Source organism: Streptomyces specialis, assembly GCF_001493375.1.
GTDB lineage: Bacteria > Actinomycetota > Actinomycetes > Streptomycetales > Streptomycetaceae > Streptomyces > Streptomyces specialis.
Map to the genome: position 1 here is coordinate 213,733 of NZ_LN929769.1, position 22,183 is coordinate 235,915.

Genomic DNA, 22,183 nt, shown 5'->3' on the forward strand with positions numbered 1-22,183 from the left:
GGTCTCCCGGCGATCGATGACTTTTCGCGTCCGGGACGGTCTGGTGGAGGGGCGACCACCGTCGCCCGTTCACCGATCGGCGAGGAGCGACCGACATGACCGAGAACAACGACCAGACCGCCACCGCCCGCCTGGGCGGCGTGGTGCTGGGCAGCACCGACCCCGAGCGGCTGCACGCCTGGTACCGGGCGGCGTTCGCGCCGGAGGCCGAGCCGGGCGGGCCGGGGCTCGTGCTGGAGGTGGGCGGCTCCACGCTCATCTTCGAGCGCCGCGACGACGTCGCCCCGAAGGCGGCCGAGCCGGGCCGGGCCCTGCTCACCTTCCAGGTGGACGACATCAAGGCCGCCGCCGCGCGCCTCGACGAGCTGGGCGTCCGCTGGATCCGGCCGGTGTCCGACCCGGCGCCGGGCGACCCGGTGGTGCTCGCCACCGTGGAGGACCCCGACGGGAACTACCCGCAGATCCTCCAGGCCCTCAACGGCTGACGCGCTCGCCCTCGGCCGCCCACTTACGGGCCTTGCGCAGGATCTCCGGGTGCAGCGCGTCACCGGCGGCCAGCACGCGCGGGCGCAGCTCCGGCTCGGTGGTCCCGGCGCGGAAGAGGAACGCGACGGACACCTCGTGGCCGGGCCGGTGGACGATCTCGATCGGGTCACCGGCCCGGATCACGCCCGGCCGGATCACGCGGAAGTACGCGCCGGGCAGCGCCTCGTTCGTGAAGCGCTTGATCCAGCCGCGCTCGTCCAGCCAGGTCGCGAAGGTGCGGCAGGGGATGCGCGGGGAGGTGACCTCGATCAGCAGATCGGGCCCGATCCGCCACCGTTCCCCGACGCGGGCGTCGTTGACGTCGATGCCGGTGGTGGTGAGGTTCTCGCCGAAGACGCCGTTGGTGAGCTTCCGGCCGAGGGTCGTCTCCCAGTGGTCCAGGTCCTCGCGGGCGTAGGCGTAGACGGCCTGGTCGTCGCCGCCGTGGTGGCGCAGGTGGCAGATCGTGTCCCCGGCCAGGCCGCTGCCGCCCGTGCCCTTGGGGCCCGGCGCGGAGACCGCCACCGGGTCGGGCGTCGGCCGCTTGTCGATGCCGGTCAGGCCGTCGGGGGACTCGGTCCTCGCCGAGGCGGCGGCCCGGCCGAGGTTCACGGACAGCAGGGTGCTCAGCATGCCGTCACCCTAGACGCCGCCCCCGGCCGGCCGCGCAGGGGATTCCGGCCGATCCCGGCACAGCAGCGGGGGCCCGTGGGACCTGAGCGGTCCGGCGGGCCCCCGGCAGGGCGCGAGCGGCGGCGGCGGGTCAGTCCTCGGCCATCAGCCCGCGGCGCAGCTTGCCCAGCGTCCGGGCCAGCAGGCGGGAGACGTGCATCTGCGAGATGCCCAGTTCCTCGCCGATCTCGGACTGGGTCATGTTCGCCACGAAGCGCAGCGACAGGATCCGCCGGTCGCGGGGCGCGAGCCGCGCGATCATCGGCTTGAGGGACTCGATGTACTCGATGCCCTCCAGGCCGTGGTCCTCGTAACCGATCCGGTCGGCCAGGGCGCCCTCGGGATCGTCGTCGGGCTGGGCGTCCAGCGAGCTGGCGGTGTACGCGTTCGACGCGGCCATGCCCTCCACGACCTCGTCCTCGCTGATCCGCAGCCGCGCGGCCAGCTCGGCCACGGTGGGGGAGCGGTCCAGCTTCTGCGACAGCTCGTCCCCGGCCTTGGCCAGGTCCAGGCGCAGTTCCTGGAGCCGCCGGGGGACGCGGACCGACCAGGAGGTGTCGCGGAAGAAACGCTTGATCTCGCCGATGATCGTCGGCATCGCGAATGTGGGGAATTCCACACCGCGGTCCGCCTCGAACCGGTCGATCGCCTTGATCAGGCCGATCGTGCCGACCTGGACGATGTCCTCCATCGGCTCGCTGCGGGACCGGAACCTGCCCGCGGCGAACTTGACGAGGGCCAGGTTGAGTTCGATCAGGGTGTTGCGCACGTACGCGTACTCGTGGGTGCCCTCGTCGAGGGTCCGCAGGCGCACGAACAGGCTCTTGGACAGGGCGCGCGCGTCGGGCGGCGCCACCGTGTCGTAGTGGGGGAGGTCGGGCAGCGAGGCGAACACGTCCTCGTCGGGGGCAGTGACTCCGCTGCCGGGCTGGTGGGTTGTCTCAGGGGCGGGTGACATGGGGGGGTCCTCCGAATCGTCTCGGCATATGGCTGCCGAAGCCGTGAGGTGCACTACGGGGTGCGGCGCCTCCAAAGCCGGCGTGGGGATACTGATGTGTTCTAGACCTACCCGGCGTACGGTGACGATGGCAAGTCTGCTAGGACCGAATTGGGCTCTTTGTCCGTCTTGTTCGGCTGTTGAGCGATCCCGTCAGGGGCTAAGGTTCGAACCTAGCCAGGAACGGGCTCCAGAATGAAGGGGGCTGCATGGACCGCGGGATGCAGGGTGAACGAACCCCGCGCCAACTGACGGTCGAAGTGCGGCGCGTGGGTACAGGTGCGGTGGTCTCGCCGATCGGCGAGCTCGACCACCACTCCGCCGGTGAACTTCGCGCGGCGCTCGACCGTTGCGTCGCGGACGGTTGTTCCCGGATCGTTATCGACTGCTCGGCGCTCGAATTCTGCGACTCCACCGGACTCAACGTGCTTCTCGCCGCGCGGCTGGAAGCGGAGACGGTGGGTGGAGAGGTGCAGTTGGCCGGAATGCGGCCGAATGTCGCCCGCGTTTTCGAGATAACAGGTGCCGGTTCCGTCTTCGTGGTGCACGACAGTCTCGACGAGGCTCTCGCGGCCCTTCCGGCCGAATGAGGTCCGCGCTCGGGACGCCGTGCGCGTCACCGGTCGGCGGGTCACACTATTACCGGGATTACCGGGAACGGGCGGGTGTGGCCCCCGCTCGTCAGGGCAGGAGTTCAGGCACGCCGGGCCACTGGGACGACTCGGCATGGTCATCCGGAGACACGGCGATGCGGTGAGGGGAGCGCGTATGGGTATGACCCAGCCGTATCCGGCGGGAGATCCGGGCCCTGATCCGCCCGCCCCGTCGGTAGCCCCCGTTCCGCCCACCGAGCCCGAGTCGCCGCGTCAGACGCGCGCGCTGTCGCTGGCCGGGGCGGCGGGGGTCGTGTCCCTCGCGCGGGAGTTCGCGCGCGAGGCGCTGCGGGACTGGGGCTGGCTGCCGTCCGTATCGGAGGAGCAGCGCGCGGTCGCCGAGGACGTCCTCCTGGTCGTCTCGGAGCTGGTGACCAACGCGTGCCTGCACGCCGGCGGCCCCGAGGAGATCCGGGTCGGGCGGAGCGGCAAGCTGCTCCGCGTCGAGGTGGCGGACGGCGGCGCGGGGGCGCCCGCTCCGGCCACCACGCGCCGGGTCGGAAGCCCCGGCGGACACGGCATGTTCATCGTCCAGCGTCTCTCCCTCGACTGGGGCGTGACCGAGAACCCGGACGGATCGGGCAAGACCGTCTGGGCGGAGCTGTCCGGGCCGTCGGCCGGTGACTGAGGAGCGCCCGGAGACCGGCTCCGGGCCTCCGTGACCCTGGCGGCTCACCCGCGGGCGTCTACCATCAGCCCATGACCCGAGTACTGCTCGCTGAGGACGACGCGTCCATCTCGGAGCCGCTGGCGCGAGCGCTGCGCCGCGAGGGATACGAGGTGGAGGTGCGGGAGGACGGCCCGGGAGCGTTGCGGGCCGGGCTGCGGGGCGACGTCGATCTGGTCGTGCTCGACCTCGGACTGCCCGGCATGGACGGGCTCGAAGTCTGCCGAAGACTCCGGACCGAGGGACTCGGGCTGCCCGTGCTGGTCCTGACCGCCCGCGCGGACGAGGTGGACACCGTCGTCGGCCTCGACGCGGGCGCCGACGACTACGTCACCAAACCGTTCCGGCTCGCCGAGCTGCTGGCCCGGGTCCGGGCCCTGCTGCGGCGCGGCACCGCCGAGGCCGCCCCGGCACCGACCGTGCACGGCATCCGCATCGACGTCGAATCGCACCGCGCCTGGATGGGCGAGGACGAACTGCACCTGACGGCCAAGGAGTTCGACCTGCTGCGGGTCCTCGTCCGGGACGCCGGCCGGGTCGTCACGCGGGAGCAGTTGATGCGCGAGGTGTGGGACACCACGTGGTGGTCCTCCACGAAGACCCTCGACATGCACATCTCCTGGCTCCGCAAGAAGCTCGGCGACGACGCCGCCAACCCCCGCTACATCGCGACGGTCCGCGGAGTGGGATTCCGCTTCGAGAAGAGCTGACGGAGGACTCCTGGCGTGCGCCGCCGCCTGATCAACTCGACCCTCGCCGTGGTGCTCGTGGTCATCGCGGTCTTCGGCATCTCCCTGTTCGTGGTCGAGGCCCGCTCGATCGAGTCCAGCGCGGAGGACCGCCTCGACGCCGAGGTGGCCCGGCTGCTCGGCGACGTGGAGAGCCGCATCGCGGCCGGCGAGCCGGTGACGGCCGACGAGATGCGCCCGGTGGCGCCCGCCGATCGTTTCGTCAAGATCCAGTTGGCCGGTGAGGCGCCGGTGGTCCTCGGGGCGCGGCCCGAGGGCGACCTGATGGAGGCCACCGAGACCGGTGTGCACGGCGAGACCGTGACCGTCAGCCACTCCAAGAGCGTGGTCAGCGACGAGATCGGCCGCATGGTCACGATCATCCTCGTCGTCTCGCTGCTGGCCGTCGCCGCCGCCGCGCTCCTCGCCGTCCAGCAGGCGCACCGCGTGGCCGCGCCGCTGACCGACCTGGCCGAGACCGCCGCACGCCTCGGCTCCGGCGACCCGCGCCCCCGCCACCGCCGCTACGGCGTGGCCGAGCTGGACCGCGTCGCGGACGTCCTGGACTCCAGCGCGGAACGGATCGCGCGCATGCTCACCGCCGAACGCCGCCTCGCCGCCGACGCCTCCCACCAGCTCCGCACACCGCTGACGGCGCTGACCATGCGGCTGGAGGAGATCATCGCGACGGAGGACGCGGACACCGTCAAGGAGGAGGCGACGATCGCGCTGTCGCAGGTGGAACGCCTGACGGACGTGGTGCAGCGGCTGCTGACGAACGCCCGCGACGCCCGCCTCGGCTCGGCGGTCGGCTTCGACCTCGACGAGGTCGTGATCCAGCAGATCGAGGAGTGGCGCCCGGCGTACCGCAGCGCGAACCGCGCGATCGTCCACTCCGGCAAGCCGGGCCTGCGCGCGGTGGGCACCCCCGGGGCGGTGTCGCAGGTGCTGGCGTGCCTGGTGGAGAACTCCCTGATGCACGGCGACGGCACGGTCGCCCTGCGCACCCGGACGACCGGCAACCAGGTGGTGATCGAGGTCACCGACGCCGGCCCCGGTGTCCCCCCGGAGCTGGGCGCCCGCGTCTTCGAACGGACGGTCAGCGGCCACAACTCGACCGGTCTGGGCCTGGCGGTGGCCCGCGACCTGGCCGAGGCGGACGGCGGTCGGCTGGAGCTGCTCCAGCAGCGCCCGCCGATCTTCGCCTTGTTCCTGAGCCGCGAGGCGGACGGCCTGGGCAAGGCGGCTCACTGACCGCCGGGGCGCGGGCCGGTCAGCGGGCCGCCGTGCCCGCCGTCGCGGCCGGTTCGGAGCCGGGCGCGGGGGCGGGAGCCTGGGCCGTGCGGAACACCCAGGTCCGGTAGGACCAGAAGCGGAACAGCGAGCCGATGCCCAGGCCGATCACGTTCTTCGCGAGGTTGTCCGCCAGCGGTGACGTGAAGCCCAGGCCGTAGTGCGACAGCGCCAGCACACCGTTCTCGATCACCATGCCCGCGCCCGAGAAGAGCAGGAACAGCCCCGCCTCCCGGCTGCGGCCCGTCTTGTCGGCGTGCCGGTACGTCCAGTACCGGTTCCCCACGTAGTTCGCGCAGATCGCCGCCGACGTCGCCAGCACGCCCGAACGGACCGGCGCCAGGCCGGCCGCCTGCGTGCAGAGATTGAAGACGATCACGTTCACGAGGAAGCCGAACGCGCCCACGGTGCCGAACTTCGCGGCCTCCTGGGCGATGCCGCGCAGACGGTCGCGCAGCGTGCGCCGGTCGCTCATACCGGCCATGCTAACCAGACCGCCCCCCATGGGCCCGGCCGGCGGCGGTGCCGCCCGTCGCGCGGCACCCACGCCACGGCCCATCGACCGACGTCAGAGCGCTGCCGATACGCTGGGCCCGTGACTTTTCCCGTGGTCGGCATGGTCGGAGGCGGTCAGCTCGCCCGTATGACCCATGAGGCGGGCATCCCGCTCGGCATCAGGTTCAGGCTGCTCAGCGACACTCCGCGTGACGCGGCGGCCCAGGTCGTGAACGACGTGGTCGTCGGTGACTACCGCGACCTCGACACCCTGCGCGCGTTCGCCCGGGGCTGCGACGTGATCACGTTCGATCATGAGCACGTCCCGACCGAGCACCTGCGGGCGCTGGAGGCCGACGGCGTCCCCGTCCGCCCCGGGCCCGGCGCGCTCGTCCACGCCCAGGACAAGGGCGTGATGCGGGCCCGCCTCACCGCGCTCGGCATCCCCTGCCCCCGCCACCGCGTCGTCGCCGACCCCGCCGACGTCCGCCGCTTCGCCGAGGACGACGAGGGCGCCGTCGGCTTCCCCGTCGTCCTGAAGACCACCCGCGGCGGGTACGACGGCAAGGGCGTCTGGGTGATCCGGTCCGCCGCCGAGGCGGCCTCGACCACCGCGCCGTTCCTCGCGGGCGTGCCGGTGCTGGCCGAGGAGAAGGTGGACTTCACGCGCGAGCTGGCCGCCAACGTCGTCCGCTCCCCGCACGGCCAGGCCGTCGCCTACCCGGTGGTCGAGTCGATCCAGGTGGACGGCGTCTGCGACACCGTCATCGCCCCCGCGCCCGGCCTGCCGCACGACCTGTCCGTCGCCGCCCAGCGCCTCGCGCTCACCATCGCCCGGGAGCTGGACGTCACCGGCCACCTCGCGGTCGAGCTGTTCGAGACGGCCGACGGCCGGGTCCTCGTCAACGAGCTGGCGATGCGCCCGCACAACTCCGGGCACTGGACGCAGGACGGCGCCGTCACCTCCCAGTTCGCCAACCACCTGCGCGCCGTCCTCGACCTGCCCCTCGGCGACCCGCGCCCCCGCGCCCCCTGGACCGTGATGGCCAACGTCCTCGGCGGCGACGCCCCCGACATGTACCAGGGCTACCTGCACTGCATGGCCCGCGACCCCCGGCTGAAGATCCACATGTACGGCAAGGACGTGAAGCCCGGCCGCAAGGTCGGCCACGTCACCACCTTCGGCGAGGATCTGGCCGAGGTGCGCGACCGCGCCCGGCACGCCGCCGACTACCTCCGAGGAATCATCGACGAATGAGCACCACCCCCTCGCCGCTGGTCGGCATCGTGATGGGTTCCGACTCCGACTGGCCGGTGATGCGCGGCGCGGCCGAGGCGCTGGACGAGTTCGCCGTGCCGTACGAGGTGGACGTCGTCTCCGCGCACCGCATGCCGCACGAGATGGTCGCCTACGGAGAACAGGCCGCCGGTCGGGGGCTGAAGGCGGTCATCGCGGGCGCCGGGGGCGCGGCCCACCTGCCGGGCATGCTCGCCTCCCTCACCCCGCTGCCCGTCATCGGCGTGCCGGTGCCGCTGAAGTACCTGGACGGGATGGACTCCCTCCTGTCCATCGTGCAGATGCCGGCCGGGGTCCCCGTCGCCACCGTCTCGGTCGGCGGCGCCCGTAACGCCGGACTGCTCGCCGTGCGCACGCTCGCCGCGCACGATCCGGAGCTGCTGGAGCGGATGCGGGAGTTCCAGCGCGGCCTGAACGCGCAGGCCACCGAGAAGGGCCGCCGCCTGCGCGCCTCCCTCGCGGCGGGCGGCGGCGCGTGAGCCCCGCCGGGCCCGGCTCGCTGGACCGCGCCCGCGCGCTGCTGGCCGAGCACCCGGTGGTGGACGGCCACAACGACCTGCCGTGGGCGCTGCGCGAGCAGGTCGGTTACGACCTCGACCGCCGCGACATCGCCACCGACCTGAGCGCCCACCTGCACACCGACCTCCCCCGGCTGCGGGCGGGCGGCGTCGGCGCGCAGTTCTGGTCGGTGTACGTGCGCACCGACCTCGCCGGTGACGCCGCCGTCAGCGCCTGCCTGGAGCAGATCGACGTCGTGCGGCGCCTGAACGAGCGGTACGCGGACGCCCTGCGGCCCGCGTACACCGCCGACGACATGGAGACGGCCCGCGCGGAGGGCCGTATCGCGTCCCTCATGGGCGCCGAGGGCGGCCACTCCATCGCCAACTCCCTCGCCACGCTCCGCGCCTTCCACCTCCTCGGCGTCCGCTACATGACGCTCACCCACAACGACAACACCGACTGGGCGGACTCGGCGACCGACGAGCCGCGGCACGACGGGCTCAGCGCGTTCGGCGAGGAGGTGGTCCGGGAGATGAACCGCGTCGGGATGCTGGTGGACCTCTCGCACGTCGCCGCCACGACGATGCGCGACGCGCTGCGGGTGAGCGAGGCGCCGGTGCTCTTCTCGCACTCCTCGGCGCGGGCCGTCTGCGACCACCCGCGCAACGTCCCGGACGACGTGCTGGCGGCGCTGCCCGCGAACGGCGGGGTGGCGATGGTGACGTTCGTCCCGGCGTTCGTGCTGCCGGAGGCCGCCGCGTGGACGCGGCGCGCGAGGGAGCACCTGCGGGCCCACGGCCTGCACCCGCTGGACACCACCGAGCCGGCCATGCGCGCGCACCGGGCGTTCGAGGCGGAGCACCCGCGTCCCCGGGCCACCGCGGCGACCGTCGCGGACCACCTGGACCACATGCGGGAGGTCGCGGGCGTCGACCACATCGGGATCGGCGGCGACTTCGACGGCACGGCGTTCCTGCCCGACGGGCTGGACAGCGTGGCGGGCTACCCGGCGCTGATCGCGGAGCTGCTGGAGCGGCGGTGGTCGCCGTCCGACCTGGCGAAGCTCACCTGGCACAACGCGGTGCGGGTGCTGCGGGACGCGGAGGCCGTCTCCCGCGACCTGTCGGCCCGGCGCGGCCCGTCGCTCGCCACGCTCGCGACGTTCACCGCGCCCGATCCGCCCGAGCGGCAGGGATGAAACGGGCATAAGGCGCGGCACGGCGGCGTAGTGACCGAGGTCACTCACCGAGGTGCGGGTGGGCCCCGGCGTCGCCCGCCCGTTCCGCCGTCTGGCTCAACAGCGGTTTATCCGGGGGTAGTTGAGCAATCCGCCGGAAATCTGCCCCTTACGTGGTGTTCATGTCCCGTCGCGGGGCGTGGCGAAAAGGCCGGGGTGGTATTTCCGATCAAGGAACGACTGCGCCCGATTTCTTGTCTTCCGTGAATTCATAGGTTTACCGTTCTGGCCGCGCCGCATCCGCGGCGAGCCGCTCCCGGACGCCGAGTCCTGTCACCGGAGGCGGAAACGCAGCAATTCCGTCTGACAGGAGCGGGGGACCCACTTTCCGCCGGGGCTGTTCCACTCGCACCGGCTCGGGGTGAAGCCACCCATGAATTCGGTCGCCCAAACCGAATTCGGACGGTGGCCGGGCTACTCCGGCCCGAACCCGACAGCTCACCTCGCAGGCGTTGGAGAGGAGCACACCTATGTCCGCACGCGGACGTCACCGCCGCCAGCGCGTACGGCGCACCTCGCGCATCTCCCTGATGCTGACGGCGGGCGGCGCCGGCGTGGCACTGCCGCTCCTCGCCCCCGGCGGAGCGAGCGCCGCGCCGCCGGCGGCCCAGCGGGCCCCCGCCGCGACCGCCGCTCCCGCCCCCCCCCCCGCCGGTTCCGACCACCGGGACGACGCGGACCGCTCGGACCGTTCGGACCGCTCCGGCGAGTACCGGACGTACACCGTGGTCAAGGGCGACAGCCTGTCCGGGATCGCCGACGCCGAGGACGTCGACGGCGGCTGGGAGCGGCTGTACGAGGACAACCGCCAGGTCATCGGCGGCGACCCCGACCTGATCCACCCCGGTCAGGAACTGTCCCCTGTCTCTTCTAACCATCTGCCGCTGCCGAACAAGAGGGTAGTGTAGATAATGGAGGGGGCAGAGTAAGTACAGAAAGAGCGCACACGGACGTAACAGCGACTCACTGAGACTACAATTGAGGCGGCATACGATCTTTCTGCCTGTCTCGTGGGCTGGGAGATGTGTATAAGAGCCGGGCGAGCCGGGCCCCGGAGCCCGCTCCCGAGCCGGAGCCCGCCCCGGCCCCGGCCGACGAGACCGGCACCGGCTTCACCGCCCCGGTCGGTGGCGCGGTCGGTACCGCGTACGCCGTCGCGGGCTCCAACTGGTCCTCCGGTTACCACACCGGCGTCGACTTCCCGGTGAGCACCGGCACCCCCGTGGTCGCCATCACCTCCGGCGAGGTCGTCACGGCCCGGACCAGCAGCTCCTACGGCAACGAGGTCGTCATCCTGCACGCCGACGGCCACTACAGCCAGTACGCCCACCTGTCCGTCCTCTCCGTCACCGTCGGCCAGACGGTGGGCACCGGGGAGCAGATCGGCCTCGCCGGCGCCACCGGCAACGCGACCGGCCCGCACCTGCACTTCGAGGTGCGCACCGGCCCCGAGTACGGCTCGGACATCGACCCGCTGGCCTACCTGCGGGAGCACGGCGTTGCCCTCTGAGGCATCCGTCACCACGACGAGGCCCCGCCCCGGCACCCCCGGCGCGGGGCCTCGTCACGTTCACAGGAGCCTGCCGCCGGCAGGCGCGAACCGCCGGCGGCACCGACACCGCCGGGACAACGCTCCCGCCCGCGCGAAGGGGAGGGCCGCACCGGAGCGGGTTCCGGACACCCGAAGACGGCCGGAGCGCCGCCTCTGCCTGGCGCACGCCCAGAACCACCTCGCGAGCGCGGGGACCGTTCGCCATGCCTCCCGGGCACGGGCAAGCCCCTCGGACCAACCCCCGCGTGCGCGGGGACCGTACTAGTCGGTCTGCCCGTTTCTCGTCGGCCCTGGCGGTTCTCGCCCTGTGCGGCCTATGGGAGGTTGCGGGCCATGACGATGCGCTGGACCTGGTTGGTGCCTTCGTAGATCTGGGTGATCTTGGCGTCGCGCATCATGCGTTCGACCGGGTAGTCACGGGTGTAGCCGTAGCCGCCGAGCAACTGGACCGCGTCGGTGGTGATCTCCATCGCCACGTCCGACGCGTAGCACTTGGCCGCCGCGCCGAAGAACGTCAGGTCACCGTCCTCGCGCTGGGACTTCGCCGCCGCCGCGTACGTCAGCTGCCGTGCCGCCTCCAGCTTCATCGCCATGTCCGCGATCATGAACTGGATCCCCTGGAAGTCCCCCACCGGCTTGCCGAACTGCCTGCGCTCACGCACATACCCCTTGGCGTAGTCCAGCGCGCCCTGCGCGATGCCCAGCGCCTGCGCGGCGATCGTGATCCTGGTGTGGTCCAGCGTCCGCATCGCGGTGGCGAACCCCGTGCCCTCCGCGCCGATCATCCGGTCCGCCGGCACACGCACCTGGTCCAGGTACACCTCACGCGTCGGAGAGCCCTTGATGCCCAGCTTCTTCTCCGGCGCCCCGAACGACACGCCCTCGTCCGACTTCTCCACCACGAACGCCGAGATCCCGCCCCGGGTCCGCTTGTCCGGGTCGGTCACCGCCATCACGGTGTAGTACTCCGACACGCCCGCGTTGGTGATCCACCGCTTCACGCCGTTCAGCACGTAGTGGTCGCCGTCGCGGACCGCGCGGGTCTTCATCCCGCCCGCGTCCGAGCCGGCGTCCGGCTCCGACAGGCAGTACGAGAACATCGCCCCGCCCGCCGCCAGCGGCGCCAGGTACTTCGCCTTCAGCTCCGGCGACCCCGACAGGATCACCGGCATCGACCCCAGCTTGTTCACCGCCGGGATCAGCGAGGACGACGCGCACACCCGCGCGACCTCCTCGATCACGATCACCGTCGCCAGCGCGTCCGCCCCCGCACCCCCGAACTCCTCCGGCACATGCACCGCGTGCAGATCAGCCGCCACCAGCGCGTCCAGCGCCTCCTGAGGGAAACGCCCCTCCTCGTCCACCTCCGCCGCGAACGGAGCGATCTTCGCCTCCGCCAGCGCACGGACCGACTCCCGGAGCAACTCATGCTCCTCAGCCGGACGGAAGAGGTCGAAGTCTGCGGCTCCAGCCACCTGTCTCACTCCCTGCGAGCGACGATGCTAACGACTGTTAAGTAACAAGCAATCCTACGGTCGCGCGACCGCCGCCGGATAGGTGAGCTTGCCGACAACCCCCGGTTTATGCTCATGACCATGCCTACGCAGACCCAGCCCAGGGCCCTTCCCAAGATCACGGTCATCGGCACCGGATATCTCGGCGCCACCCACGCGGCGGCCCTGGCGGAGCTGGGTTTCGAGGTTCTGGGCCTGGACGTGCTGCCCGACAAGATCGCGTCGCTCTCCCGGGGCGAGGTCCCCTTCTACGAGCCCGGTCTGGGGGACATCCTCCGCCGCCATGTCAGCGGTCTGCCCGGCTCGTCCGGCCGGCTGTCGTTCACCACCTCCTACACCGACGCCGCCGCGTTCGGCGACATCCACTTCATCTGCGTCAACACCCCGCAGAAGCCGGGGGAGTACGCCTGCGACATGAGCTATGTGGACGCCGCCGTCGAGTCCCTGGCCCCGCACCTCACCCGGCCCGCGCTCGTCGTCGGCAAGTCCACGGTCCCCGTCGGCAGCGCCGCCCGTCTGGCCCGCCGCGTCGCGGAGCTGGCCCCGGCCGAGGGCGCCGAGCTGGCCTGGAACCCGGAGTTCCTGCGCGAGGGCTTCGCCGTCGAGGACACGCTCCGCCCCGACCGGATCGTCGTCGGCGTGACGAGCGAGCGCGCCGAGACGCTGCTCCGCGAGGTCTACGCCAAGCCGGTCGCGGAGGGCGTCCCGTTCCTCGTCACCGACCTGCCGACCGCCGAACTCGTCAAGACGGCGGCCAACGCGTTCCTCTCCACCAAGATCTCCTTCATCAACGCCATGGCCGAGATCTGCGAGGCGGCGGACGGCGACGTCGTGAAGCTCGCCGAGGCGCTCGGCCACGACGACCGGATCGGGAAGAAGTTCCTCCGCGCGGGCATCGGGTTCGGCGGCGGCTGCCTGCCCAAGGACATCCGGGCGTTCATGGCCCGCGCGGGCGAACTCGGCGCGTCCGAGGCCCTGTCGTTCCTCCGCGAGATCGACTCCATCAACATGCGCCGGCGCGCCAGCATGGTGGAGCTGACGAGGGAAACGCTCGACGGCTCGCTGCTCGGCAAGCGCGTCGCCGTCCTGGGCGCGGCCTTCAAACCGGACAGCGACGACGTCCGCGACTCCCCGGCCCTCAACATCGCGGGCCAGCTCCACCTCCAGGGAGCCGAGGTGACCGTCTACGACCCCAAGGCGATGGAGAACGCCAAGCGGCTCTTCCCCACCCTCCGCTACGCGGCGACGGCGACGGAGGCGGCGACCGGCGCGCACGCGGTCCTGCACCTCACGGAGTGGCGCGAGTTCCGCGAACTCGACCCGGCCGCCCTGGCCGAGGTGGTGTCCACGCGCCACGTCCTCGACGGACGCAACACGCTGGACCCGGCGCTGTGGCGCAAGGCGAACTGGACCTACCGCGCCCTGGGCCGCCCCACGGCGTAATCCGCGTGACCACCGGGCCGCCGCGCCGGACAATCGGCGCATGCTGACCGACCACTGGCCTCTCGCCGGGCTGCGCCTCACCACGCCGCGCCTGGAACTGCGGCTGCCGGCGGACGAGGAACTCGCCGAGCTGGCCGATCTCGCGGTGGCCGGAGTGCACCCGCCGGAGGAGATGCCGTTCCTCGTCCCGTGGACGGACCTTCCCCCGGCCGAACGCGCCCGCTCCGTCCTCCAGTACCACTGGCGCTGCCGGGCCGCGTGGACACCGGCCGACTGGTCGTTGCCGCTGGTCGTCCTGATGGACGGCCGGGTCGTCGGCACGCAGGCCGTCAACGCCCGGGACTTCGCCGTCGTCCGGCAGACGGGCAGCGGCTCGTGGCTGGGCGCCCGGTATCAACGGCAGGGCATCGGCACGGAGATGCGCGCGGCGATCCTGCACCTGGCGTTCGAAGGGCTGGGCGCCGAGGAGGCGGTCTCCTCGGCGTTCGCGCACAACACCGCGTCCCTGACGGTCTCGAAGAAGCTCGGCTACGAACACGACGGCATCGCCCACCACGCGGTCCGCGACCGCCGTGTGACGGACCACCGCCTCCGCGTGACACGGGCCCGCTGGGCGGCGCACCGCACCGTCCCCGTCTCCCTCACCGGCCTGGAACCCTGCCTCCCCCTCTTCGGCGCGGTCACTCCAACTCCGCGTGCAGCACGGTGAACCCGCCGCGCACGACGGGTGCGAACGGGGCCGGGGCCAGGCAGGCGCCGACCCCGGCCGGCGCCCCGCCGACCGGCAGGCCGCCCACGGCCCACGACAGCCCGACCCGGTCCCGGTCGCTTATACACATCTGACGCACCCCAGCCAGAGCAAAGGCGGGGACCGCCGGGTCCACGCGTGACGGCGGTCAGCGTCGCGGTCCGGGGCCCGGTGACGAGACAGTCCACGTCCGCCCGCGCGGACGCGGTGGTGCCGTCGTCGGCGTCGTAGTGGAAGGTCGCCACCGTCCCCACCGCGTCCGTCGGCAGCCCGTCCGGGGACCCCGGCACCGGCCTGCTGTACGGCACCCCCCGCGCGTCGAGGGTGAACGCCCGCACGTCGTCGTCGAGTGCGAAGGGCAACCGGAACGCCCCACTGCCCGCCACCCTCGCCGTCTCCGCCGCGCCGTTCCCGCCTCGTCCCGAGGCCGCGTCCCCGGCCGTCACCCCGAGGGTCGCGGCCAGGACCCCGGCCACCCCCGCCACCCTGCGCATCGCCGCACGCGCCACGACCCACCTCCCGCATCACACCGGCCACGACCCATGGTGCAGGGCCGACCGCGCAGCGTGAAGAAGGCCGCGGGCGAGCGGGGTCACGGACCGGGGACGGCCGGCGCCGGTCAGCGGCTCCGCGACAGGCTCTCCAGCACCCGGTCCCGCAACAGCTCGTACTCCGCCCGCAGGCGCACGATCTCCACCGGACGGGGGACGACGACCGGCCCGACGACGACCTCGCCCGGCTCGAACTGCTCCCGCGTCAGGTCTATCTCGACGCCCAGGCCCAGACGGTTCCACCAGTGGTAGTCCGTCCGCTCGCCGCCGGCACGCACCTCGCCACGGACCAGCTCGCCGCCCAGCAGGTCGTTCAGCACCAACGCGGTCGCTCCGCACTGGTCCCGGGCGGGATTCTCCGGCCGCCAGCGCGGCCGGTACTCCGGCGTACACGTGTCCGCGCCCCAACTGGCGCGCACCGCGTCCTCGATGTCACTGAGCACCCATGTCGTCACGCCCCTCATCCTGGCAGCCGCCACTGACAATCCGCCGGTGACGCCGCACGCGGGCACCGGGCTTCGGGTCCCGGGGGCGGGCGCGTCCGGCGTCACGGGGTGGCGGGGCCCGTCACCACCACCGTCACCCGTGTTCCGCGCGGGAACGTCCCGGCCGCCGCCAGGTCGTGGACGCAGTGGAGGGCCTTGGCGACGTAGTGGCGTTCCACCGCGAGACCGTGGCGGGCCTCGAACTCCGCCGTGAACGCCGCCAGTCCGGGGGAGACCCGGGCGTAGCCGCCCGCGTGGTGCGTGTGGTGGATCCGCCAGTTGGGGAACGTCCGCCGCCAGCCGTCCTCGTGGAGGCGGGTGACCTCCGACTCCAGGTAGCCGGAAGCGCCCTTGAGGGCCGCGACGCCCAACGCCCGGGCGCCCGGGGGGAGTCCGGCGGCGATGCCGGCCAGCGTGCCGCCGGTGCCCACCGCGCAGCAGACGATGTCGCGCGGGCCGAGGCCGGGGAGTTCGGCGGGGAGTCCGGCCGCGCCCCGGGCGGCCAGGACGTTGGAGCCGCCCTCGGGGAGGATGTGGCACGGGCCCCAGGCCCGCCGCAGGCGCCCGCGCGTCTCCGGCGCGGCGAGGGTGGCGAGCGTCGCGCGGTAGGTCCTGCGGTCCAGGAACGACAGGCGCATCCCGTCCGCCTCCGCCGCCGCCAGCGACCAGTTGCGGGGCGCGTCGGCCAGTTCGTCGCCCCGGATCAGGCCGACGCTCTCCAGGCCGTGATCCGCCGCTGCCGCCGCCACCGCGCGTATGTGGTTCGAGTAGGCGCCGCCGAAGGTCAGCAGGCGGGTGTGCCCGGCGGCGACGGCCGCCCGCAGGTTGGGCAGCAGCTTGCGGTACTTATTGCCGGGAACGCGCGGGTCGAGCAGGTCGTCGCGCTTCAGGCGCAGTTCGACACCGGCCCGGGACAGGGCCGGGTCCGTCAGCGTGACCAGCGGGGACGGCGGCGGCATCGCGTTCACTCCCCGCGCCGCTTCGCCCGGTACGACCGCATCTTCGCCCGCGCCCCGCACACCTGCATCGAGCACCAGCGCCTGCGGCCCGCCGGGCTGTGGTCGTAGTACGCCCAGCGACACGTCTCGTCCTCGCACGCCTTCAGCCGCGCCCACGCCCCGTCCGTCTCGGCCGCGGCGATCGACGCCGCGACGCGGGCGGTGAACGCGGCGGTGGGGGAGAGGCCGGGCGCCGGGGCCAGTGTGGCCCGCCCGGCCGCGTCCACCGTCAGGGTCAGCGGGGCCGCCGCCAGCAGGCCGGTCAGCTCGGCGGCCCGCTCCGGGCGCATGTCCGGGCCGGTGTGGGCGACGCACGCCTCGCGCAGGGCCTCGCGCAGCGTCGCCAGACCGGGGAGCGGCAGGCCGTGCCGCTCCGCGAAGCCGGCGAGTGTGTCGGGGCCGGACGGCAGGGTGAGGGTGTTGATCAGCTCCTCGATCAGGACCAGCCCGCCGGGCGTCCGTCTGTCTGCCGCGCTCACGGTTGCCACGTTACTGGTACTGCGCCATCATGAGGTAACCGAGTTACCGGTAGACGAGGGATGCGGGTAACGACACACGGAGGGAGAAGCGGCATGGCTGTCGCCACGATGGGGGTAACCGTTCTCGACTGTCCCAATCCCCGGGAGCTGGCCGAGTTCTACGCGGCCGTCCTCGACTGGAAGATCGAGGCCGGGGACGAGAGCGCCGGCGAGGACGGGGACGAGTGGGTGGACCTCGTCGGGCCGGACGGGCAGAAGCTGGCCTTCCAGCGGTCGGAGGGGTACCAGCCGCCGATCTGGCCGAGCACCGACAAGCCGCAGCAGTTCCACCTCGACCTCTCCGTGCCGAAGGAGCGCCTCGACGCCGCCGAGCGGGAGGTGCTCCGCCTGGGCGCGACGCTCCTGGAGGGCGACCACGACGGCAAGCGGAACTGGCGGGTCTACGCGGACCCGGTCGGGCACCCGTTCTGCCTCTGCGCCTGCTGAGCACGAGGCCGGGCACCCGTTCCGCCTCCGCGCCCGCCGGGAACGGCGGTGGGGCTCCGCGTCGCGCGCGAAGCCCCACCGCACCCGCCGCCGCCGGTCACTCCTGGCCGACGGTCACCTCTTCGTCGTTGATGAGCTGCTCCATCAGCAGATCCACCTGCGCCTCGTCCCACAGCACCGCGGAGCCCTTGTCCGTCGCGAAGCCGGGGTCGGCGACCGGGATGTTCATCCGGGTCGCGCCGCGCATCGCCCAGAACATCGCGCGCAGGTCCCACAGGCTCATGTCCTCGTCCACGATCAGCGCGTCCAGGCTGGCGCTCATCGTCGGGTACAGCGTGAAGGGGTTCAGCAGCGTCCCCGGCGACGCCGCCTGGTCGGCCAGCGTGCCCAGGAACTCCTGCTGGTTCTGCGTCCGGCCCAGGTCGCCCTCCGCCTCCTGGTACCGCTGCCGGTTGAACGCCAGCGACTCCGCGCCGTCGAGGGTCTGGCAGCCGGCCTCGAAGTCCGCGCCCGAGTTCTCGTCCTGGACCGGCTCGTCGAAGCACATCTCGACGCCGCCCAGCGCGTCCACGACGTTCGCGAAGCCGCCGAAGCCGATCTCGGCGTAGTGGTCGATGCGCAACCCGGTGTTGTACTCCACCGTCCGCACCAGCAGTTCGGGACCCTCCGACGAGTAGGCCGCGTTGATCTTGTTCTGCGACTCCGGGATGCGGTTCCCCGTGACCGAGCCGGTGAACGCCGGGATCGTCACCCACGAGTCGCGCGGCAGGCTGACCATCGTGTTCCCGTTCGCGCCGACGTGCAGGATCATGATCGTGTCGGTCCGCTGGCCCTCGGTGCTGCCGGTGTGCATCTCCTGCTGCTCCTCCTCGCTCAGCCCCTCGCGGCTGTCGGAGCCGACGATCAGGAAGTTGGTGCCCTCGCCGCCCTCGGGGCGGTCCTCGATCGACGCCAGGTCCACCTCGCGGCGCAGTTTTCCGTCGGCCCAGATGTACGTGCCGACCGCGGTTATCAGCAGCACCAGGACCAGCCCGAGCGCCGAGTAGCCGATGCGGCGGCGCCAGTTCCGCGGCCCGGCGGGGCCGCGCGGCCCGCGCGGACGGCGCGCGCCGGTGTCGCCCGCGTACGGTCCCTGCGGCGGGACCGAGGGCCCGTGCGGGGGGCGGCCGGCGCCCCGGTAGACCTGGCCCTCGTTGTAGCCCGAGTCGTAACCCGGCGCCGCCGCGTACCCGGGGTCCTCGGGGCGTCGCGGCTCGGGGGCGCGCTGTCGCGGTGGCCGCTGGACATGCGGCATGACCCGGGCGTTCTCCGGACGCGGGCTGCCGGCAGCCCCTCGGCCGTAACGCTCCCGGTCCCGGTTCCGGTTCTGCTCGTCGTCGCTCCGCCCGGCGGGCCAGTCGCTCATGACAGTCAAGTGTGCCCGGGCCCGGCGGACGGCAGCAGCCGGTGGTCATGAATGTGTCAGAGCTGATGCAATCCCCCGGCACCGCGCGGGGCGCGCGCCCCGGCTTAGGCTGGCGCGCATGAACGACCTCCCCGGCAAGCCCACCGCCGCGTCCCGCACCACGCTCTCGCACATCATGACCCAGGCCGACGTGAACCTCCTGGGCACCGTCCACGGCGGCGTGATCATGAAGCTGGTGGACGACGCGGCCGGGGCCGTCGCCGGACGGCACTCGGGCGGGCCCGCGGTGACGGCGTCGATGGACGAGATGGTGTTCCTGGTGCCGGTGCGGGTGGGCGATCTGGTGCACGTCCACGCGCAGGTGAACTGGACCGGCCGCACCTCCATGGAGATCGGCGTCCGGGTGATGGCCGAGCGGTGGAACGAGTCGACCCCCGCCGGCCAGGTCGGCAGCGCCTACCTGGTCTTCGCCGCCGTCGACGAGAACGGCAGGCCCCGCGCGGTGCCGCCCGTCATCCCGGACAACGACCGCGACCGCCGCCGTTTCGAAGAGGCGCAGATCCGCCGCACGCACCGCCTGGCCCGGCGGCGGGAGATCAAGGAACTGCGCGAGCGGAACGGCGTCCCGCCCGCCTGACCCCGCGCCCGGCACGACGCCGGACACCCGTCACCGCGCCGCGCGCCACTCCGCGACGATCTTCTCCACGTCGTACGGCACCAGGTTCAGCGGCGGCCCGGACATCGGGCGCCGCAGCGCCGCGTCGATCTTCTCGTTGATCTCCGCCACGATCCGCCGCACCTCCGCCTCGTCGCGCGCGCCGGCCGCCGCCGTCAGGGCGTCCTCCGCCTCCTTGCGCAGCGCCAGCGTCGGCGGCAGGAACGACAGCCCCTCCTCGGCCATCTTCCGCCGGACCCACCACAGGTCGTCGTGCGGCCGGTCCAGGTGCGGCAACGGCCGCCCGGCCCCCGGCAGATCGGCGAAGGCGCCCCGTTCCTCCGCCTCGCGGATCTGCCTGTCGACCCACGACTCGAAGGGAACACCGGGCGGTTTGCGTTCGGTCATCGTCGTCTCCGGGACAGGCGTGGGGGCGATGCTCCGTACCCCGTCCACGGTACGGCCCCCGTGCCGCCCGTCTACAGGCGGGCGATCCTCGCGTGCCGCTGACGCGGCGCGCGCCGTGCCGGGACGACACCGGTCAGCAGGATCAGCCGCGCCGCCCGGTACCGCTGTCCCGCGTACGGCTCCAGCAGCTCCAGCATCCGCGCGTCGTCCGCGTCCCGCTCGCCGCCGAGCGCGTGGCCGATGATCCCCGGCAGGTGCAGGTCCCCGACCGTGATCGCGTCCGGAGCGCCGAGTACCCGCTGCAACGTCTCGGCCGCCGTCCAGGGGCCGATGCCGGGCACGGCCAGCAACCGGGCCGTGGCGTCGGGAAGCGCCATGCCCGCCGCCTCCTCCATCCGCCGGGCGAGCCGCGCCGCCCGCAGCACCGCCGACGACCGTTTGGCGTCCACGCCCGCCCGGTGCCAGTCCCACGACGGCACCAGCGCGATGACGCGCGGCTCGGGCATCACCCACATCCCCAGCTCCGCGCCGGGGCCGGGCGCCGGCTCGCCGTACCACCGCAGCAGCAGCCGCCACGCCCGGTACGCCTCCTCCGTCGTCACCCGCTGTTCGAGGATCGACGGGATCAGCGACTCCAGCACCAGCCCGGTCCGGATCAGCCGCAGCCCGCCGTGCCGGCGCATGGCCCGCGCCACCAGCCCGTGGCGCGGGACGAACGCCTCCGGCTGGTCGTCCGCGCCGAGCAGCGCGGGCAGCCGGTCCAGCGCCCAGTCGGCGCCCGGCCCCCAGGCCGTCGCGTCGACCGTCCCCGTCGCGCCGCGCGCGATCCGCAGCGTCGCCGCGCCCTCGGGGGTGCGCGTGGCACGCCAGAGCGCGCCGTCGGGCGCGGTGCGGAACGCCGGGTCGTACGGCCCGCGCCGCAGCACGAGCAGGCTGCGGCGCAGGTCGTACGGTTCGGGCGGGGCCCAGCTTCGTTCCGGCGCGCTTCGTTCCGGCATGGTGCAGCAATCTACCCACTGGCCCGTGCCGGACGGGCGTCACCTGCCCTGGAGGTCGGCGGCCAGACTGCGGATGCCGGGCAGCTCGCCGTACAGCTCGTCGCCGGGGCAGTCGGTGTTGTAGCCGTCGCGGTGGCCGGAGACGTTCTTCAGCTTGATCGTCGTGCCCTCCGGGTACGTGCCGCCGCTGGACGTGCGGTTCTTCGAACCCTCCGGGTCGACGCCGTGCAGGCCGAGCTTCCACGCGGTCAGCAGGGAGAGGGAGTCGAGGATGTCCCGGTTGGGCGCGGTGCTGGAGTAGGTGCCCAGGACCGAGACGCCCATGCTGTTGTGGTTGAACCCGAGGGTGTGGGCGCCCTGGACGGGTTCCGCGACGCCACCGGCCCGGCCCTCGTAGATCTCGCCGCACTTGTCGACCAGGAAGTTGTAGCCGATGTCGCGCCAGCCCTGGCTCTCCACGTGGTACTTGTAAATGCCGCGGATGATCGCCGGGGCCTCGGAGCAGGAGTAGTCGTTGGTGCCCGCGGTGTGGTGCACGAAGACCGTCTTGACCGTGTCGGTGTAGACGAATCCGTCCTCGCGCAGGTTCTCGTCCGCGCCCCACCCGGAGCGGATGGTGATCGGCGGGCGCGGGCCCTCGAATTCGCCGGCCGCCCGGGGTTCCCCGGTGGGCGGGGGTTCCTCGCCCGGTGGCGGCTCGGGGCTCTCGCCCGGGTCGATCAGCTCCAGTCGCAGCCCCTCCGGCAGCGACGTCGCGCCTTCCGTGTCGGTGTCCCCGCCGGGCACGACCCGTACCTCCACCCCGTCCGAGGGGCCGACCCAGAGCGGGACCGTTCCGCCGCGCACCCCGGGACCACCGGCCTCGGCCGTGCCGGGGTCGGGGGCGTGGGCGGCGTTCGCGTCGAGGTCCCGCCACTCCGACCAGGCGCCGGTGGCCTCGGCCCGGGTGCGCACCTCCACCTCGCCCGGCAGGTGCGCCGTCGCGTCCGTCCAGATGACGCCGAGCATCGAGAACGGATCGGTCTCCGTGGACGGCAGGCCCTGCGTGCCCTCGGGTACGGCCGGATCGGCGGGCTCACCGCCCGCCCGCGTGTGGTCGTCCAGGGGCTGCAACGGGAGCGACTGGATGCCACCGGCGCCCGAGGCGCCGGACGCGGCACCGGACGCCGTGGGTGCCGGCGCGGCGAGGGCGCCGGACGGCAGGGTCAGCGCCGCCAGGCACACGGCACCCACCGTCGCCACGGAACGGGCGGCCAGGCCCCGGGCGGGCGACGGACCGGAAGAGGAAGCACGGGGATAAGCAAAGAGTGATCGCATGACACCGATCAGGACATAACCGGTCACATTCCTCCACCCATGCGTGACCCTGTCTCTTATACACAACTGACGCTGCCGA

The 22,183-nt window shown here is 72.9% G+C and carries 24 protein-coding genes, 1 pseudogene and 1 riboswitch; of the genes and pseudogenes, 13 read left to right on the plus strand and 12 right to left on the minus strand.

The window, feature by feature from the left end; genetic code table 11:
* Positions 1 to 95: 95 nt before the first annotated feature.
* Positions 96 to 485 carry a VOC family protein gene (locus tag BN2279_RS06190; RefSeq protein WP_059007215.1) on the plus strand — a complete coding sequence of 130 codons (390 nt, stop codon included), beginning with the start codon at positions 96 to 98 and terminating at the stop codon, positions 483 to 485.
* On the opposite strand, the gene BN2279_RS06195 is transcribed toward BN2279_RS06190, so the two are convergent.
* Both BN2279_RS06195 and BN2279_RS06200 read right to left on the minus strand, forming a co-directional pair.
* Complete coding sequence (locus BN2279_RS06195; protein WP_059007218.1) at positions 475 to 1,158, minus strand: MOSC domain-containing protein; 684 nt, start codon at positions 1,156 to 1,158, stop codon at positions 475 to 477. The two genes, BN2279_RS06190 and BN2279_RS06195, sit on opposite strands and share 11 nt — an antisense overlap.
* Positions 1,159 to 1,288: 130 nt before the next feature.
* Complete coding sequence (locus BN2279_RS06200) at positions 1,289 to 2,155, minus strand: RNA polymerase sigma factor SigF (RefSeq protein ID WP_059007220.1); 867 nt, start codon at positions 2,153 to 2,155, stop codon at positions 1,289 to 1,291.
* A gap of 248 nt (positions 2,156 to 2,403) precedes the next feature.
* On the opposite strand from BN2279_RS06200, the gene BN2279_RS06205 reads away from it, so the two are divergent.
* From BN2279_RS06205 to BN2279_RS06220, 4 genes are all read left to right on the plus strand, one after another.
* Positions 2,404 to 2,784: an STAS domain-containing protein gene (locus BN2279_RS06205; RefSeq protein WP_059007222.1), complete on the plus strand. Its 381-nt coding sequence runs from the start codon at positions 2,404 to 2,406 to the stop codon at positions 2,782 to 2,784.
* Between the two features lie 178 nt (positions 2,785 to 2,962).
* Positions 2,963 to 3,475 carry an ATP-binding protein gene (locus BN2279_RS06210; protein WP_059007224.1) on the plus strand — a complete coding sequence of 171 codons (513 nt, stop codon included), beginning with the start codon at positions 2,963 to 2,965 and terminating at the stop codon, positions 3,473 to 3,475.
* A gap of 71 nt (positions 3,476 to 3,546) precedes the next feature.
* Entirely contained in the window at positions 3,547 to 4,224 is a 678-nt protein-coding gene (locus tag BN2279_RS06215) for a response regulator transcription factor (RefSeq protein ID WP_059007226.1), read from the plus strand.
* Between the two features lie 15 nt (positions 4,225 to 4,239).
* Positions 4,240 to 5,496 (plus strand): ATP-binding protein, encoded by a 1,257-nt coding sequence (locus BN2279_RS06220; RefSeq protein ID WP_059007228.1) that lies wholly within the window; start codon positions 4,240 to 4,242, stop codon positions 5,494 to 5,496.
* Positions 5,497 to 5,515: 19 nt separating this feature from the next.
* Here BN2279_RS06220 and BN2279_RS06225 read toward each other — a convergent pair whose 3' ends face one another.
* Complete coding sequence (locus tag BN2279_RS06225) at positions 5,516 to 6,010, minus strand: GtrA family protein (protein ID WP_059007334.1); 495 nt, start codon at positions 6,008 to 6,010, stop codon at positions 5,516 to 5,518.
* Positions 6,011 to 6,151: 141 nt separating this feature from the next.
* On the opposite strand from BN2279_RS06225, the gene BN2279_RS06230 reads away from it, so the two are divergent.
* From BN2279_RS06230 to BN2279_RS31400, 4 genes and pseudogenes are all read left to right on the plus strand, one after another.
* Entirely contained in the window at positions 6,152 to 7,288 is a 1,137-nt protein-coding gene (locus BN2279_RS06230; protein ID WP_059007335.1) for a 5-(carboxyamino)imidazole ribonucleotide synthase, read from the plus strand.
* Entirely contained in the window at positions 7,285 to 7,806 is a 522-nt protein-coding gene (gene purE, locus BN2279_RS06235) for a 5-(carboxyamino)imidazole ribonucleotide mutase (RefSeq protein ID WP_059007231.1), read from the plus strand. The genes BN2279_RS06230 and purE overlap by 4 nt, the downstream gene beginning before the upstream one ends.
* Positions 7,803 to 9,026: a dipeptidase gene (locus BN2279_RS06240; RefSeq protein WP_059007233.1), complete on the plus strand. Its 1,224-nt coding sequence runs from the start codon at positions 7,803 to 7,805 to the stop codon at positions 9,024 to 9,026. Before purE ends, BN2279_RS06240 begins: the two co-directional genes overlap by 4 nt.
* 318 nt (positions 9,027 to 9,344) lie before the next feature.
* Positions 9,345 to 9,532, plus strand: a riboswitch (cyclic di-AMP (ydaO/yuaA leader).
* 3 nt (positions 9,533 to 9,535) lie between these two features.
* Positions 9,536 to 10,575: pseudogene (locus tag BN2279_RS31400) on the plus strand (M23 family metallopeptidase).
* 356 nt (positions 10,576 to 10,931) lie between these two features.
* Here the strand turns inward: BN2279_RS31400 and BN2279_RS06255 are convergent.
* Positions 10,932 to 12,092 carry an acyl-CoA dehydrogenase family protein gene (locus BN2279_RS06255; protein WP_079031891.1) on the minus strand — a complete coding sequence of 387 codons (1,161 nt, stop codon included), beginning with the start codon at positions 12,090 to 12,092 and terminating at the stop codon, positions 10,932 to 10,934.
* A gap of 120 nt (positions 12,093 to 12,212) precedes the next feature.
* On the opposite strand from BN2279_RS06255, the gene BN2279_RS06260 reads away from it, so the two are divergent.
* Entirely contained in the window at positions 12,213 to 13,574 is a 1,362-nt protein-coding gene (locus BN2279_RS06260; RefSeq protein WP_059007336.1) for a UDP-glucose dehydrogenase family protein, read from the plus strand.
* Positions 13,575 to 13,614: 40 nt separating this feature from the next.
* On the plus strand, positions 13,615 to 14,283 hold the full coding sequence (locus BN2279_RS06265) for a GNAT family N-acetyltransferase (RefSeq protein WP_059007241.1): 669 nt from the start codon (positions 13,615 to 13,617) through the stop codon (positions 14,281 to 14,283).
* Here BN2279_RS06265 and BN2279_RS30315 read toward each other — a convergent pair.
* The 4 genes from BN2279_RS30315 to BN2279_RS06280 form a co-directional block, all read right to left on the minus strand.
* Positions 14,255 to 14,413 carry a hypothetical protein gene (locus BN2279_RS30315; RefSeq protein ID WP_234347498.1) on the minus strand — a complete coding sequence of 53 codons (159 nt, stop codon included), beginning with the start codon at positions 14,411 to 14,413 and terminating at the stop codon, positions 14,255 to 14,257. The two genes, BN2279_RS06265 and BN2279_RS30315, sit on opposite strands and share 29 nt — an antisense overlap.
* Positions 14,414 to 14,941: 528 nt before the next feature.
* The gene (locus tag BN2279_RS06270; RefSeq protein WP_407702194.1) at positions 14,942 to 15,337 is read right to left on the minus strand and encodes a YunG family protein; all 396 of its coding nucleotides are present in this window, start codon (positions 15,335 to 15,337) and stop codon (positions 14,942 to 14,944) included.
* An 83-nt stretch (positions 15,338 to 15,420) separates the two neighbouring features.
* On the minus strand, positions 15,421 to 16,317 hold the full coding sequence (locus tag BN2279_RS06275; RefSeq protein ID WP_059007244.1) for a 1-aminocyclopropane-1-carboxylate deaminase/D-cysteine desulfhydrase: 897 nt from the start codon (positions 16,315 to 16,317) through the stop codon (positions 15,421 to 15,423).
* A 5-nt stretch (positions 16,318 to 16,322) separates the two neighbouring features.
* Positions 16,323 to 16,835, minus strand: a complete 513-nt coding sequence (locus tag BN2279_RS06280; RefSeq protein WP_059007246.1) for a CGNR zinc finger domain-containing protein — start codon at positions 16,833 to 16,835, stop codon at positions 16,323 to 16,325.
* Positions 16,836 to 16,928: 93 nt separating this feature from the next.
* On the opposite strand from BN2279_RS06280, the gene BN2279_RS06285 reads away from it, so the two are divergent.
* The gene (locus BN2279_RS06285; RefSeq protein WP_059007248.1) at positions 16,929 to 17,321 is read left to right on the plus strand and encodes a VOC family protein; all 393 of its coding nucleotides are present in this window, start codon (positions 16,929 to 16,931) and stop codon (positions 17,319 to 17,321) included.
* A 97-nt stretch (positions 17,322 to 17,418) separates the two neighbouring features.
* On the opposite strand, the gene BN2279_RS06290 is transcribed toward BN2279_RS06285, so the two are convergent.
* A complete protein-coding gene (locus BN2279_RS06290) occupies positions 17,419 to 18,726 on the minus strand; it encodes an LCP family protein (RefSeq protein WP_059007249.1) in 1,308 nt (435 codons plus the stop codon).
* A gap of 118 nt (positions 18,727 to 18,844) precedes the next feature.
* Between BN2279_RS06290 and BN2279_RS06295 the strand changes: the two genes are divergently transcribed.
* On the plus strand, positions 18,845 to 19,363 hold the full coding sequence (locus tag BN2279_RS06295) for an acyl-CoA thioesterase (protein WP_059007251.1): 519 nt from the start codon (positions 18,845 to 18,847) through the stop codon (positions 19,361 to 19,363).
* A gap of 30 nt (positions 19,364 to 19,393) precedes the next feature.
* Here BN2279_RS06295 and BN2279_RS06300 read toward each other — a convergent pair whose 3' ends face one another.
* From BN2279_RS06300 to BN2279_RS06310, 3 genes are all read right to left on the minus strand, one after another.
* Positions 19,394 to 19,789: a DnaJ family domain-containing protein gene (locus tag BN2279_RS06300; protein ID WP_059007253.1), complete on the minus strand. Its 396-nt coding sequence runs from the start codon at positions 19,787 to 19,789 to the stop codon at positions 19,394 to 19,396.
* 71 nt (positions 19,790 to 19,860) lie between these two features.
* Positions 19,861 to 20,787: a DNA-3-methyladenine glycosylase family protein gene (locus BN2279_RS06305; protein ID WP_059007256.1), complete on the minus strand. Its 927-nt coding sequence runs from the start codon at positions 20,785 to 20,787 to the stop codon at positions 19,861 to 19,863.
* Positions 20,788 to 20,826: 39 nt separating this feature from the next.
* Entirely contained in the window at positions 20,827 to 22,020 is a 1,194-nt protein-coding gene (locus BN2279_RS06310) for a peptidoglycan recognition protein family protein (RefSeq protein WP_234347499.1), read from the minus strand.
* Between the last annotated feature and the right edge of the window lie 163 nt (positions 22,021 to 22,183).

What these genes read in the sequence shown, in the direction of transcription:
- BN2279_RS06190 (WP_059007215.1), top strand. Translation starts at nt 96, where the DNA reads ATGACCGAGAACAACGACCAGACCGCCACCGCCCGCCTGGGCGGCGTG.
- BN2279_RS06215 (WP_059007226.1), top strand. Translation starts at nt 3,547, where the DNA reads ATGACCCGAGTACTGCTCGCTGAGGACGACGCGTCCATCTCGGAGCCG.
- BN2279_RS30315 (WP_234347498.1), bottom strand. Translation starts at nt 14,413, where the DNA reads ATGTGTATAAGCGACCGGGACCGGGTCGGGCTGTCGTGGGCCGTGGGC.
- BN2279_RS06210 (WP_059007224.1), top strand. Translation starts at nt 2,963, where the DNA reads ATGGGTATGACCCAGCCGTATCCGGCGGGAGATCCGGGCCCTGATCCG.
- BN2279_RS06295 (WP_059007251.1), top strand. Translation starts at nt 18,845, where the DNA reads ATGAACGACCTCCCCGGCAAGCCCACCGCCGCGTCCCGCACCACGCTC.
- BN2279_RS06260 (WP_059007336.1), top strand. Translation starts at nt 12,213, where the DNA reads ATGCCTACGCAGACCCAGCCCAGGGCCCTTCCCAAGATCACGGTCATC.
- BN2279_RS06275 (WP_059007244.1), bottom strand. Translation starts at nt 16,317, where the DNA reads ATGCCGCCGCCGTCCCCGCTGGTCACGCTGACGGACCCGGCCCTGTCC.
- BN2279_RS06265 (WP_059007241.1), top strand. Translation starts at nt 13,615, where the DNA reads ATGCTGACCGACCACTGGCCTCTCGCCGGGCTGCGCCTCACCACGCCG.
- BN2279_RS06225 (WP_059007334.1), bottom strand. Translation starts at nt 6,010, where the DNA reads ATGAGCGACCGGCGCACGCTGCGCGACCGTCTGCGCGGCATCGCCCAG.
- purE (WP_059007231.1), top strand. Translation starts at nt 7,285, where the DNA reads ATGAGCACCACCCCCTCGCCGCTGGTCGGCATCGTGATGGGTTCCGAC.
- BN2279_RS06195 (WP_059007218.1), bottom strand. Translation starts at nt 1,158, where the DNA reads ATGCTGAGCACCCTGCTGTCCGTGAACCTCGGCCGGGCCGCCGCCTCG.
- BN2279_RS06200 (WP_059007220.1), bottom strand. Translation starts at nt 2,155, where the DNA reads ATGTCACCCGCCCCTGAGACAACCCACCAGCCCGGCAGCGGAGTCACT.
- BN2279_RS06285 (WP_059007248.1), top strand. Translation starts at nt 16,929, where the DNA reads ATGGCTGTCGCCACGATGGGGGTAACCGTTCTCGACTGTCCCAATCCC.
- BN2279_RS06300 (WP_059007253.1), bottom strand. Translation starts at nt 19,789, where the DNA reads ATGACCGAACGCAAACCGCCCGGTGTTCCCTTCGAGTCGTGGGTCGAC.
- BN2279_RS06270 (WP_407702194.1), bottom strand. Translation starts at nt 15,337, where the DNA reads ATGAGGGGCGTGACGACATGGGTGCTCAGTGACATCGAGGACGCGGTG.
- BN2279_RS06305 (WP_059007256.1), bottom strand. Translation starts at nt 20,787, where the DNA reads ATGCCGGAACGAAGCGCGCCGGAACGAAGCTGGGCCCCGCCCGAACCG.
- BN2279_RS06290 (WP_059007249.1), bottom strand. Translation starts at nt 18,726, where the DNA reads ATGAGCGACTGGCCCGCCGGGCGGAGCGACGACGAGCAGAACCGGAAC.
- BN2279_RS06205 (WP_059007222.1), top strand. Translation starts at nt 2,404, where the DNA reads ATGGACCGCGGGATGCAGGGTGAACGAACCCCGCGCCAACTGACGGTC.
- BN2279_RS06230 (WP_059007335.1), top strand. Translation starts at nt 6,152, where the DNA reads ATGGTCGGAGGCGGTCAGCTCGCCCGTATGACCCATGAGGCGGGCATC.